Annotated in this window: 9 protein-coding genes; 3 read left to right on the top strand and 6 right to left on the bottom strand. The window is 42.2% G+C overall.

The features are described 5' to 3' along the window. From KXJ59_RS04325 to KXJ59_RS04300, 6 genes are all read right to left on the bottom strand, one after another. Complete coding sequence (locus KXJ59_RS04325) at positions 1–2097, bottom strand: penicillin-binding transpeptidase domain-containing protein (RefSeq protein ID WP_295201516.1); 2097 nt, start codon at positions 2095–2097, stop codon at positions 1–3. A 157-nt stretch (positions 2098–2254) separates the two neighbouring features. Further along, positions 2255–2788: a rod shape-determining protein MreD gene (locus KXJ59_RS04320; RefSeq protein ID WP_295201514.1), complete on the bottom strand. Its 534-nt coding sequence runs from the start codon at positions 2786–2788 to the stop codon at positions 2255–2257. Beyond that, positions 2785–3636, bottom strand: coding sequence for a rod shape-determining protein MreC (mreC, locus tag KXJ59_RS04315; protein ID WP_295201513.1), 852 nt, complete (start codon positions 3634–3636; stop codon positions 2785–2787). The genes KXJ59_RS04320 and mreC overlap by 4 nt, the downstream gene beginning before the upstream one ends. A 64-nt stretch (positions 3637–3700) precedes the next feature. Continuing rightward, a complete protein-coding gene (locus tag KXJ59_RS04310) occupies positions 3701–4726 on the bottom strand; it encodes a rod shape-determining protein (RefSeq protein ID WP_133473547.1) in 1026 nt (341 codons plus the stop codon). A 188-nt stretch (positions 4727–4914) separates the two neighbouring features. Then, positions 4915–6198, bottom strand: coding sequence for a phosphoribosylamine--glycine ligase (purD, locus tag KXJ59_RS04305; RefSeq protein WP_295201512.1), 1284 nt, complete (start codon positions 6196–6198; stop codon positions 4915–4917). Between the two features lie 94 nt (positions 6199–6292). Beyond that, complete coding sequence (locus KXJ59_RS04300) at positions 6293–7735, bottom strand: MFS transporter (RefSeq protein WP_295201510.1); 1443 nt, start codon at positions 7733–7735, stop codon at positions 6293–6295. 94 nt (positions 7736–7829) lie between these two features. On the opposite strand from KXJ59_RS04300, the gene KXJ59_RS04295 reads away from it, so the two are divergent. From KXJ59_RS04295 to KXJ59_RS04285, 3 genes are all read left to right on the top strand, one after another. Continuing rightward, positions 7830–9881, top strand: a complete 2052-nt coding sequence (locus KXJ59_RS04295) for an OPT/YSL family transporter (RefSeq protein WP_295201508.1) — start codon at positions 7830–7832, stop codon at positions 9879–9881. A 140-nt stretch (positions 9882–10021) separates the two neighbouring features. After that, on the top strand, positions 10022–11989 hold the full coding sequence (locus KXJ59_RS04290; RefSeq protein WP_295201507.1) for a DUF1800 domain-containing protein: 1968 nt from the start codon (positions 10022–10024) through the stop codon (positions 11987–11989). Positions 11990–12129: 140 nt separating this feature from the next. Then, a complete protein-coding gene (locus KXJ59_RS04285) occupies positions 12130–13386 on the top strand; it encodes a DUF1501 domain-containing protein (RefSeq protein ID WP_295201503.1) in 1257 nt (418 codons plus the stop codon). The last annotated feature ends 300 nt before the right edge of the window (positions 13387–13686 follow it).

The raw sequence follows: 13686 nt of genomic DNA, 5'->3' as shown, positions 1-13686 counted from the left end.
TCAGGCTGCGGTTTTTCTTTTGGTATTGTTTTTACGTTGTTCCTCAGGTAAGAGTGCCACTTTGTTGGCTGTATCTTTCTTTGTTCCTTTTTTTGCCGGCTGTGGTTTGTTGGGTGTAACCGAACTGTCAGTATCTGTCTCTTCCGGGGCTTCTTCTACACCCGATGTATCGCGTGCTGCTTTTTTTGCCGCCGCCAGTTGTTGAGCCTGACGCAAAGAATCTCTTTTCACCATCTGTCTTTTCATCTGTGGTGGTATGAGGTTCATATTGGCCAGCTGTTCAATTTTTGCTTTCCGGTCGTTACCACTCACAGAGTCTTTTAAATATTTTTCTATCAGCAAACTGGCGATTGGGGCTGCAGATGTAGCACCATAACCTGCATTTTCACACATTACTGCAATGGCGATGCGTGGATTTTCCCTGGGTGCAAAAGCACCAAAGAAAGCGTGGTCTTTTAATTTTTCACCACGATAGGCATTTTCCACCGTTCCTGTTTTACCACATACATTAATGCCTGGCACTTTTGCATAAAAACCTGTACCGAATTCCATAGTTCCCTGCATGCCTTCATGTACTTCCTCCCATATATATTCAGGTATTTCTTTCGTTTTGTGTTTTACCCTGAATTTATCGAGTAAACCAAATTGATCACCTCCTTCAATAGAATCGATGAGGTGGGGGGTATAGTACCAACCTTTGTTGGCAATGATGGCCATCACGTTGGCCAATTGCGTAAGTGAGGTAGCAATTTCACCCTGGCCAATACTATTTGAAATGATATTACATGACTGCCAGTTCTTGCCAAATATTCCGTGATAATATTTTGGGGTAGGAATATTACCCATTTTTTCTGAAGGCAGGTCTACACCAAGTCTTCTGCCAAGTCCGAATGAATATGCGTACTGGTTAAAAGAATTTAATGCACTATCTCTGTTAGGGTATTTAGGATTCTCCAGAATTCTTCTGTAAGTAGCGGCAAAATAACTGTTACACGATTTTGAAATAGCCGGTTTCAATGTAAAAGTACCTTTAGCATGACAGCCCATGGGGCGGCCGCAACCATAATAAGCTCCGCCGCAGCTAACAGTAAACTGGTCATCAATTACTCCTTCATTCATACCAATAATACCCACCATCGTCTTAAAAGTAGAACCCGGTGAATAGAAGGTGCCCAGTGTTCTGTTCAATAAGGGTAAACGCGGATCGAAATACAACATCTCTACCAGGTGTTTTTTTCGCTGGTTACCGGTGAGATAATTAGGGTTATAAGTTGGGGCACTCACCATACAAAGTATACCGCCTGTTTTTGGATCGATGGCTACAATACTTCCTACTTTATTCTCCATGAGTTTTTCACCCAATTGCTGTAATTCTACATCTATACTTGAATAGAGATTATTTCCGGCAACTGCAGCGGTGTCATAGGCGCCATTTTCCCATGAACCCTGTAAGCGACCTTTATTATCGCGGATAAAACGTTTGATACCCCGTTGACCCATCAATACTTTTTCATACGTACTCTCCAGCCCGGTACTGCCAAAGTAGTCGCCCATTTCATAACCATCATCCCTATGTCTGCGCAGGAATCCGGTATCTACTTCGGCCATATAACCGAGGATGGCTGCGCCTACATTGTATGGATAGGTGCGCACCGAGCGTTCATTAAGCGAAAACCCCGGGAAACGATACATGTTTTCATTCAGTTTGGCAAACATTTCAGGTGTCAGCAACGCTTCAAATACACTGGGTTTTACACTGGTGTTTTTGAAGATGAGGTCACGCATTCTCTTTTTATAGACTGCGGTATCAATATTGAGTAGCCGGCAAAGTGTAGCAGTATCTGTTCCCCTTGCTTCGGAAGGAATGACCACCAGATCGTAGCTGATGGTATTTTCAAGGATCCCTCTTTTTTTTCTGTCGAAGACGATACCACGATCGGGATAGATTACTTTTCTGTAGAACGCATTGTTATCTGCAGCCAGTTTGTATTTGCTGGAAAATAATTGCAGATTAATCAACTGCCCGGTGATGGCGATGAAAACACCTGCAAAAATAAACTGTATCACACGACTGCGGCTCTGGTTGAAGACAGGCATATTTCTTTGGGACTAAACGTAAAAGAGAAGTGTACTACAAATTTGATGCATTGTTATGGATCAAACGAAAAAACTTTTTAAAAATTGTTGCTATTTGTTGGAGCGTAAAATCAAAAGTCAGGAAATCAAGGAATCAAGACTTTTAAGCTTATTCGTCCTAGGCCGCATTGGTGCGGTACTTACCTTTTCTAAGGAACAGCAGTTCTGCAAGGAAAATCATCAGCAGGCTGATGGCAGTGGTACCCAACACTTTTCCAAGAAAATATAGGAAGTCGCCAAATTGCAGCCACTCTATCAGTACCAGGTAAAAATGATGGATAAAAGTGAGCAGGCCTACATACAAACTATAAGGTGCCCAGCCCATGCTTTTGCTACCCGGCTCAGAGTAACTCTGTTCAATGGTTTCCTGAGGTAATAGTAACCCGAGCAGGAATGGTCGTATATAAGCAATCAGCACACAGGGTGCTGCATGCAAACCGGTGGTTCCGGAAAAGAAATCAAGGCTCAGGCCAAATATAAAAGCAATGGCCATGAGGGCAATTCTGTTAATGGTAAAGGGCAGCCAGAGTATATAGAGGAAATAGATATACGGAACAATAAAGCGATGCAGTGGGGGCACTTCATTAAGGATGAACACCTGCAGAATGATGAACAGTATAAAGCGGATAATATTTTTTACTAAGCTGCTCATTGATTGGTCATAGGGGTGTTTTCCAGTTGTAATTGTTCTGCATACCTTGTATTTTCTACCAGGTATACATATTGTACATTAAAGAAATTGGTGGCGGTTTTTACTTTCAGGGTATAAAAATTACTGGAAGGGTCTTCAACAATAGAAGCAACGGTACCCACCATCAGATGCGATGGGAAATTGGCAGAGTAGGTACTGGTTACTACCGAATCGCCCTTCACCACTTTGGCACTCTTCGATACATTACGGAGGGTGAGGATGGATGGGTCGTTCCCATCCCATTCAATACTACCTGCGTTATTGTCTTTTTTGAGCATGGCGCTCACACGACTGTTGCGGTGCAGGAGGCTCATTACCTTACTGATATTGGAACTGGTTTCTACTACTACGCCAACAATACCTTGCGGACCAATAACAGCCATTCCTTTCTTTACACCCTGGTTACTTCCTCTTTCGAGTGTGAGGAAATTGGTCTGTAATGTAACCGTGTTACCTATTACCCTAGCCGGTAACCAGGTGAATTTCCGGTAACGGCCCGATGAATCGACATGTGTGGTATCGGTATACATAACCCGGGAACTGTCGGGAGCTATATTATTGGAAGCCAGCAGGTTTTTTAAACGGGTATTCTCTTCGGCCAGCTGACGATTGGTTTCCGACAGGCTGAAATAACTGCGCAGGTTGCTGTAGCGCTTATTTAGTTTACCCGTGAGTTCACTGGTGGCATCGGTAAAAAAAGCCTCATGTGCTTTGCTCGAGCGGGTTAATAAAATAATGGCAAATACCTGTAAGAGCAGGAAGCTCAGAAAAGTAAAGTAACGCCGTATGAAAAAAAAGATATTTTTCAACCTGAGAATCTATTAGCGATCAATAAAGTAGTGAAACCTGCCAATGCCGGTTCCGGTGATTCTTTTATCGCATGATGAATGGAAAACGCTGATAGTTTTTCAAAGCCAGACCCGTACCACGCACCACACTCTTCAATGGATCATCTGCTACATGTACCGGTAATTTTATTTTGGCACTTAAGCGTTTGTCCAACCCACGCAATAACGCACCACCACCTGTAAGGTATAAGCCTCTACGGTAAATATCGGCAGCCAGTTCAGGAGGTGTGGTTTCCAATGCTTTCAGGATGGCTTCTTCAATTTTGAAGATGCTTTTATCGAGTGCTTCAGCAATTTCCTGATAGCTTACCATAATCTGCTTAGGAATACCCGTAACAAGATCGCGACCATTAACTGGCATATCATCTGGCGGATTATCCAGGTCTTTCATGGCAGCGCCCACATTGATCTTGATTTGTTCTGCGGTACGTTCCCCAATCAGCAGGCTGTGGTAACGGCGCAGGGCTTCCATGATATCGGCAGTAAACTCATCACCTGCCACCCGGATACTCTGGTCGCATACAATACCTGCAAGGGCAATAACGGTAATACCGGTGGTACCACCCCCGATATCGATGATCATATTACCAACGGGTTCTTCTACATCTATACCAATACCCAGTGCCGCAGCCATGGGTTCATGAATCATATATACTTCTTTGGCACCTGCCTGCTCTGCACTGTCGCGAACAGCACGTTTCTCTACCTCAGTAATGGAAGATGGAATACAGATCACCATTCTCCAGCTAGGCGGGAACAGGGGCTTTTTGGGATAAATCATCTTGATTAACTCCCTGATCATCAGCTCGGCAGCGTTAAAATCGGCAATTACCCCGTCTTTCAGGGGGCGAACGGTACGGATACTTTCATGGGTTTTTTCGTGCATCATGAGGGCTTTTTTGCCCACGGCCAGCACTTCCTTCATATTGTTACGGTTCAGGGCCACAATTGAGGGCTCATTTACCACTACTTCATCATTATGGATAATCAGGGTATTGGCGGTACCCAGATCCATGGCTATTTCCTGCGTAAAAAAATTGAATAATCCCATTGTATATTAAAAATGCTTTATTTCTTGATCAATGATTGCAAAGGTGGTTGAAATTACTTGAATTAACAAAGCCTAAAATACTGAATTTTCGTGGGGTGGAGAATAGTTGATAGTCGATGGTCAATAGTCCATGGTATTTGCTTTTTTTAAAAAACTTTGGCAATTGACAATGGTCTATATGCTATGGTCTATCCTTTAAATTCATACCCGATATCTCTTCTGAAATACATTCCTTCAAACGAAATTTCAGCGAGTTTATTTTTTGATTTGATAACTGCATCAGCAATATTATTTCCGTACGCGCTTACTGCTAAAACCCTGCCACCATTTGTTAAAACTTTGTTTTCATCTTCTTTGGTTCCGGCATGAAATACGATGACTTCTTTTGAATTGTTAGGGCCAAGTCCATGGATGATTTTATTTTTTTCATAATCGCCCGGATAACCACCACTCACAGCCATTACTGTTGCGCAAAATCTTTCATCGTAAGAAATATTTACATCAGCGAGTGTGCCATTATCCATGGCGGCAAACAATGCAACGAGGTCTGTTTGTAAACGGGGCATCACTACTTCCGTTTCAGGATCACCCATTCTGCAATTGTATTCAATAACAAAAGGTTCGCCATTTACATTCATCAAACCAAAGAAAATAAAACCATGATAGATGAGTTCTTCTTTCTCTAATCCTTTTACAGTAGGAGTAATAATTCGTTCTTCTACCTTGCGCATAAATACATCATCCATAAAAGGCACAGGGCTTACACAGCCCATGCCACCTGTGTTTAAGCCGGTATCGCCTTCACCAATTCTCTTATAATCTTTTGCATGACCAATGATCTGGTAGTCTGATCCATTCGTTAAAACAAATACACTTACTTCAATACCCTGTAAAAATTCTTCGATCACTACTTTGCTGCTTGCATCGCCGAATTGTTTGTGGAGAATCATTTCTTCAAAACACTTCAATGCTTCTTCATGTGTAGCAGCTATTACTACACCTTTACCGGCAGCAAGACCATCTGCTTTGAGCACAACAGGTAAGCCATGTTGTGCAATATATTTTTTTCCTTCCTCAAAATTTGCAGCAGTAAATTCTGCATATGCAGCCGTCGGAATATTTTGGCGCTGCATAAATTTTTTACTGAATGCTTTACTCCCTTCCAGTTGCGCCGCTTTTGCAGAAGGGCCTACCACCAGTATTTTTTGTAGTTGAGGATCAGCTTCAAAAAAATCATAAATACCTTTTACGAGGGGTTCTTCTGGTCCTACTACCAGCATGCCTATTTTATGTTCAATGCAGGCTTGTTTAATGACTTCAAAATCGGTAACGGAAACAGGGAGATTGGTCCCAAATTCACTGGTTCCGGCATTACCGGGAGCAATAAAAAGGGCATCGCAATGATGACTTTGTGTCATTTTCCAGGCCAAAGCGTGTTCGCGGCCACCAGATCCGAGAAGAAGAATATTCATAATAAACAGGTTCAGGTGGCGAAAGTAGGTCCTAAGAAGGATTTTTAGGATGAGAGAGGTGTTTTTTTATGAACGCATCTCTCATCCTAAAAAATCAGTTTTCAGTCTCTTCATTGCCAACATAGCGTTTCTCGGGTAAACGTTTGGCTACCAAAAGAAACAAAATAAAAGATACAGCGAGTATGCCCAGGAATAACCAGTAGTATTTGGCACCGGTAAACTGACTGAAAAAGCCTTTGTCTACAATGTTTCCATTGATCAGTCCCACCAGCAGGTTACCAGCAGAAATACCCAGCAGGTAAAGGGCACTCATGGTACTTTTCATGGACTTGGGAGAATGGGTATAGGCATATTCCAGACAGGTTACGGAAACGAGTATTTCTGATGCTGCCAAAAGAATGTAAGCCAGTATCTGCCACCATACAGAAGGTTTTCCGCCTGCATCAATAGCTTCCTGGATAAAGGCAATAATGGTGAAGGATAGACCAATGATAACCAGTCCGGCTCCTATTTTTCGTAAAGGACTTACTTTGATACCTTTTTTTTCCAGGTAAGGGAAAAGAAAAGAGTTAAAAACAGGAATGAGCAACACTAAAAACAGTGGGTTGATAAAATTGATCTGCTCTGGTAAAATAGAGAAATCTCCTGTCAGTGTAAGGTCTAGTCTTGTAGCCTGTAAAACCCATTCAGAAAGGTTTTGATCCCAAAGGGCCCAGAAAATAGGGGTAAATGCAAATACCGCTAATACGCGGTACACGGCTTTGATACCATCGATAGATGTAGCTGAATATTTTTCTCCTACAGCCTCCCAAACTTTTTGTCCGGGTTTACGTTTAAATAATTTTCTTAATGCATAGATGGAGATGGAAAAAAAGTTCTCTTTTTTAATTCCTGCCGGAGGAACCCTAACGTATTTTTTTCGTCCAAGCCAGAATAGAATAGTAGCCAGTGCCATCAATATACCCGGTACACCAAAAGCGATTTCAGGGCCATAATATTTTTTCAGTAACGGAATAAATAAGGGGGCGAGTGTGCCACCCAGGTTAATACTCATATAGAACCAACCATATGCTTTGGAAAGCAGGTGTTCATTGGACTTATCGAACTGGTCGCCCACATTGGCAGACACACATGATTTAATACCTCCGGCACAACAGGCAATAACAATAAGTCCAAGACTAAATATTGTATAGCTATCGCCGGAAACAGAAAGAATCAGGTGACCAAAAGTATAGAGGATGGATACAAGTAAGATAACGCGGTATTTTCCAAAGAACCAATCGGCCATAATGGCGCCAACCATGGGCATGAAATAAGCCAGTGTAACAAACAGGTGCGACATTTCATTGGCTTTTGCATCTGCTTCGGCGGTCAGTGCCGGGTTGAGGGTTGGATTGAAAAAAGCCACGGCCATATAAGTAACCATGATGGAGCGCAAACCATAAAAACTAAACCGCTCTGCTATTTCACTGCCAATGATATAAGGAACCGATTTTGGCATCCTGCCTTTTGGTGACTCATTTTGTATATCGGACATAAATCGTATTTTGAAATTTAAAAGTATCGGAAACAATCGGTAAACCTTTATTTGTTCGCCGAAAAAATTGCTTGCTTCATCTAAAAACCAACTCATGTCTCAACCTCAAAAAACCTTTAAACCATTTGTTTCCCCCGAAACAAACATGAAAGAGCTTACCGTGAAATCGATTCTGGTAGGGAGTCTTTTTGGAGTGATCTTTGGTGCCGCCACTGTTTATCTGGCGCTGAAAGCGGGCTTAACCGTATCAGCGTCTATACCCATTGCCGTTATTGCCATTACATTGGGTCGGAAATTTCTGAAAACAACAATTCTCGAAAACAATATCATTCAAACCACCGGTTCTGCCGGAGAAAGTATTGCAGCGGGTGTGGCATTTACCCTTCCCGGTTTTCTCTTTTTATCTTCCCCCAGTAGTGCTGAATATTTTAATTATCTCACCATCCTGATTCTTGCGATCGTGGGTGGTTTACTCGGTACTTTATTAATGGTGCCACTCAGAAAAGCGCTGATCGTAAATGAACACGATAACCTTCCTTACCCGGAAGGAACAGCCTGTGGTGATGTATTGAAAGCCGGTGAACGAGGAGGAGATTTTGCCAAAACGGCTTTCTGGGGGCTGGGCGTAGCTTTTGTTTATGCGCTGCTGCAGAAAGTGATGCATATCATAGCTGAAACACCTCACTACGCAACTCAACAGATCAATAAATTTTTCCCTTCTGCTAAAGTAAGCGGTGAAATAACGCCTGAATATTTAGGAGTGGGTTATATCATCGGCCCGCGTATTGCAGGTGTACTTGTGGCAGGTAGTGTATTGAGCTGGATGGTATTCATTCCATTACTATCTACGCTTGTACCTGCGGATGCCATTGCTATTCAGTTAGCCAAACTGGGTTACCTGGCCGATATCAGCAAAGCAGGTGGCAAAGGTGGCTGGGACCCCATTACCCATACATTTGCCGATTACTCTGCTGCCATTTATTATGCTTATGTGCGTCAGGTAGGTGCAGGTACAGTAGCAGCAGGTGGTATCATTACGCTGATTAAAACATTACCCACCATTGTAAAGTCTGTAAAAGGCAGCATGGCTTCTTTACGTGGTGGTTCAGGCGGTGCAAATATTAATGTAGCCCGTACCGATAAGGACCTGAGTTTAAAAGTGGTGGGTTTGGGAAGTCTTGCGCTGATTGCCATCATTTCTGTTATTCCCAATCTACCGGGTGATGGATTCATGCAAAAAATACTGATCGGTATTCTTGTGGTATTATTCGGTGCATTGTTTGTAACTGTTTCATCACGTATTGTGGGATTGATTGGGTCCTCTAATAATCCTATCAGTGGTATGACCATCGCCACTGTTATGGGTACGAGTCTTATTTTCTTAAGCCTTGGCTGGTCGGGTCAGGCATATGAACCACTGGTGCTGGTAGTAGGTGGTATGATCTGTATTGCTGCAGCAAATGCTGGCGCCACTTCTCAGGATTTAAAAAGTGGTTATATAGTAGGTGCCACACCACGTAACCAGCAGATTGCTTTGTTTGTGGGTGCTATCGTTTCATCAATCGTAATTGGTATAACGGTTAAATTTCTGGATAAACCTACTACCGAAATGGTACAACAGGGTATACAACATGCAATCGGTACAGAAAAATATCCGGCTCCACAGGCCACGCTGATGGCTACATTAATAAAAGGCATTCTTTCACAAAACCTCGACTGGCAATATGTAATTGTAGGGATGTTCCTCGCAGTGGTAATGGAACTTTGTGGTATTAAATCGCTGAGTTTTGCAATTGGTGTTTACCTGCCATTGGCAACTACACTGCCTATTTTTATTGGTGGTGCTATTCGTGGAATTGTAGAAGGCAGACAGAAAAAAGATAAAAAAGAAATGAGTGCAGAAGAAGAGGAATTGAGTAAGGGGAGCTTATTTGCAACAGGGCTGGTTGCAGGTGGTGCAGTTGCAGGTGTGGTAATAGCGTTTATTACCGGAACATCGGGCGGAGAAAAGTTCCTCCAGGATATAAGCATGGAACATGGACTGGTGAATACATTGTCTGAAAACGGATACTTCCTGCTGGGAACCTTATTCTTTGCATTGATGGGCTTTATACTATATAGAGTGGCCATGAAGAAAACAACGTAAAGGTAAATATTGAAAGAGCGTCTGATGAAGACGCTCTTTTTTTGCCACTGTCCAGAGGACTCCTTTGGACAGTGGCAATTAATTTCACCAAACTGTTAAACCTTTCATTCGATCTTTTGTCCAATACAAAACTAAAACCGATGTCCTTGCAGCGCATGTTCAAGACTTTTACAATCGGGGCCATATTTACCCTGGGTGCAGCTTTTACCAATAGTAATAGTGGTTTGTCTGAAATTAAAATGCCGTATAAAAAAGCGGGCCTCACACAGGAACAGGCGGCAGCACATTTATTAAACAGGTTTAGTTATGGCGTACAACCCGGACAAATAAAGGAAGTAGTAAACACAGGTTTGGAAAAATGGCTGTTACAACAACTCGAAGCCAGTCTGGCCGATACAGAACTTAATCGTCGCTTAGAAACATTTGAATCATTGAACCTGAGCAATGATAAAATCGTCAATACATATCTCACACCTGCGCAGGTTATTCGTGTTGCCATCAGAAATAAACTGATACCTGCTGATTCTATCAATAATGCCGACAGACAAAAATACCGGGAGCAATTACGATTGATTCAGGAGAAAGAAGGTTTTAAACCTGTTCAGGAACTGCACCGGCAACTCATTAATCAGAAAGTATTAAGAGCTGCATACAGTAACAACCAGTTAAAAGAAGTGCTGACTGATTTCTGGTTTAACCATTTCAATGTTTCGCTTACCAAAGGGCAGAGCCAGCAATATGTGATGACTTATGAAAGAGATGCCATAAGACCATATGTACTGGGTAATTTTAAAGATATGTTGATGGCAACGGCCAAACATCCGGCCATGCTGGAATATTTAGATAATGCATTAAGTGTAAGCAATGAGAATGAAAGAACTCGCCGTCAGCAGAACAATGCAGTATTGAGAGCTGCAAGAGAGCGTGTGGAAGCAAGACTGAGTGACACATCTATGCCAGGCGGAGCATTGGTTCAACAGGCTGTTGCTGCAAGAAGAACACAGGGCTTGAATGAAAATTATGCCCGTGAAGTAATGGAGTTGCATACGCTGGGTGTAGATGGGGGCTATGCACAAAAAGATGTAACGGAAGTAGCACGGGCCTTAACAGGATGGGCGGTGAAACCGATGTATAAAGAAGGTCCTGGAAGACAATTGATTGAAAACCTGAATCAAACCCAACTCGAAAGACGAGGCTTGATGGTTGAGGGTGATTTTCTTTTTCGTGGCGATAAACATGATGAAAACCCTAAAATAATTTTAGGAAAACAGTTTAGTGGTAAAGATGGATATAAAGAAGGAGTACAGGTACTGGAAATGCTGTCTTCACATGCTTCAACAGCACAGTTTATTGCAACCAAACTGGCCAGACGTTTTGTAGCGGATGAACCTTCTGAAGCGATCGTTAAATCGATAGCGAAAACTTTTCAGGAAACAGGTGGCAATATAAAAGCCATGCTAATAACCATGGTAAATCATCCTGATTTCTGGTCGAAGAATGCGTTAAGAGAGAAAGTGAAATCACCATTTGAATTTGCGATCAGCGCCATCCGTGCAACAAAAGCACAGGTTATGCAACCGTTTCAGATATATAATTGGTGTACAAAAATGGGACAACGGTTTTATTATTATCAGGCTCCAACAGGCTTTCCCGATCGTGCAAATTTCTGGATCAACAGCGGCTCATTATTAAACAGGATGAATTTCGGACTGGCACTGGCCACTCAGAAAATTCCCGGAGTAAGAATAAACCTACTCTCACTTAATGATAATCATGAGCCTGAAAGTGCAGATGAAGCTTTGCGTATTTACAGCAGAATACTTTTACCTGAACGAGACCAGGAAGAAAATATCAAACGTCTTACAGCGATGGTACGTGATACACAGGTGGAACAAAAAATAAATGAAGCCGCATCTAAAATAAAAACTGAAATGGTGGAAGATGAAATGGAGGAACAGGAAGTAAGAAGACAAGGGGCAGGAAGACAAGGAGCAAGGAACAAGGAGGGCGACAAGATACAAGGAGTTAATACAATGAATAGCACCGCAGCAACAGTGGCACAGGTGGTAGGAATTATTATTGGGTCGCCGGAATTTCAGAGAAAATGAGAGACGTGAGACGTGAAAGGTGAAACGTGAGAGGAATTAGAAAGGCAATAATTAAAAAATTAAGAATCTAAACTTGTGGGCTTGAATCTTGTAGCTTGTTACTTGCTGCCTGGCCCTCAGCTTATAACTAAACTTTTTTTATGATTCACAGAAGAGCATTTATGAAATCAGGTGCACTGGCACTTTTTGCTGCAGGTTTTGGTGGTGTGCCCAATTTTATTGCACGTGCGGCAGATAACAGGAAAATTTTGCACCCATACAAAAAGAATAAAGTATTGGTATGCATTTTTCAAAGAGGTGCGATGGATGGCTTGATGGCAGTGAGTCCGTTTACAGACCCTAACCTGAAAACCTTACGCCCTACCTTATTTATGAGCCCGGTACAGGCACAGGGTGGTATGATGGATTTGGATGGACAATTTGGATTGCACCCGGCATTAAATAGCTTGTCTTCTTTTTTCAAGGAGGGTCGTATGGCCATTGTACATGGTGTAGGTAGCCCAAATAATACAAGAAGTCATTTCGATGCACAGGATTTTATGGAAAGCGGAACTCCCTTTAATAAAGGAACAAGCAGCGGATGGCTGAACAGGGCCGTAGGTTTAACCGGTCATGAAGCAACACCATTTAGTGCCGTGAGTTTAACCAGTGCTTTACCAAGGAGTTTGTATGGCGATCGCGAAGCATTGGCCATCAGCAACCTGCAGGATTTTGCTATTCAGATGCAGGGTAATCCAATGGCTGGAAATATGGCTGCCAAATCTTTTGAATCGCTGTATGACCAGACCAGTAATCAGTTACTCAACAAAACAGGGAAAGAGAGTTTTGAGGCGATGAAAATTTTAAAGTCTACAGATATCAAAAATTACCAACCTGCCAATGGGGCGATATATCCAAATTCTCCGCTGGGAAATTCACTGAAACAGATTGCTACATTAATTAAAATGGATGTAGGTGTTGAAGTAGCTTTTGCAGAAAGTGGGGGATGGGATACGCATTTCAATCAGGGAACGGTGAATGGTGCATTTGCACGTAATCTTCGCGATTTCAGTGATAGTATTGCTGCTTTCTGGACCGATATGGGTCAGTACCAGGATGAAGTGACAGTAATGACGATGACCGAATTTGGCCGTACCGCTCATCAGAACGGAACCGGCGGAACCGATCATGGAAGAGCAAGTTGCTTATTTGTTCTGGGGAATGATGTACAAGGTGGTAAAGTATATCATAATATAAAATCATTGGCCAAAGCCGATCTGGAAGATGGTAGAGATTTGCCCGTTTCAACAGACTTTCGTGCAGTATTTAGTAGCGTATCCTCCGGTCATCTTCGGCTAAAAAACACAAATGGACTTTTCCCTGGATGGGAAGGTAAAAAAGTTGAATTGATGAAGTGAAACCATGAAATATGTAAGAGAATAGAAAGAAGATGCAAGTGCTACCTGCCTGTTTTCTTTTTATTGGAATTATCTTGCATCTATAAATGGGCATGAACTATCTAAATCCATATTTCATACAATACCTGTTTATTTTTTAATGCAAGCGAAAAAATTGCTGATCAGGTTATTGAATATACCCTTCAACACCATTTTTCTATTACTCGCGGCAGATGCCCTATTACTATTTTTTCTTCCACTTTTTGATGTCTTAAAACAGGACAGAAGCCCGCTGTTCTTTTATTTTACCGCAACCATCTT

The sequence above is a fragment of the Sediminibacterium sp. genome, from assembly GCF_019264485.1.
In the GTDB taxonomy this organism is placed as follows: Bacteria; Bacteroidota; Bacteroidia; order Chitinophagales; family Chitinophagaceae; genus Sediminibacterium.
The sequence above is the reverse complement of the archived record's forward strand: the minus strand, read 5'-3'. Positions and strand labels throughout refer to the sequence as shown.

What these genes read in the sequence shown, in the direction of transcription:
- KXJ59_RS04325 (WP_295201516.1), bottom strand. Translation starts at nt 2,097, where the DNA reads ATGCCTGTCTTCAACCAGAGCCGCAGTCGTGTGATACAGTTTATTTTT.
- KXJ59_RS04320 (WP_295201514.1), bottom strand. Translation starts at nt 2,788, where the DNA reads ATGAGCAGCTTAGTAAAAAATATTATCCGCTTTATACTGTTCATCATT.
- KXJ59_RS04310 (WP_133473547.1), bottom strand. Translation starts at nt 4,726, where the DNA reads ATGGGATTATTCAATTTTTTTACGCAGGAAATAGCCATGGATCTGGGT.
- purD (WP_295201512.1), bottom strand. Translation starts at nt 6,198, where the DNA reads ATGAATATTCTTCTTCTCGGATCTGGTGGCCGCGAACACGCTTTGGCC.
- KXJ59_RS04300 (WP_295201510.1), bottom strand. Translation starts at nt 7,735, where the DNA reads ATGTCCGATATACAAAATGAGTCACCAAAAGGCAGGATGCCAAAATCG.
- KXJ59_RS04295 (WP_295201508.1), top strand. Translation starts at nt 7,830, where the DNA reads ATGTCTCAACCTCAAAAAACCTTTAAACCATTTGTTTCCCCCGAAACA.
- KXJ59_RS04290 (WP_295201507.1), top strand. Translation starts at nt 10,022, where the DNA reads ATGTCCTTGCAGCGCATGTTCAAGACTTTTACAATCGGGGCCATATTT.
- KXJ59_RS04285 (WP_295201503.1), top strand. Translation starts at nt 12,130, where the DNA reads ATGATTCACAGAAGAGCATTTATGAAATCAGGTGCACTGGCACTTTTT.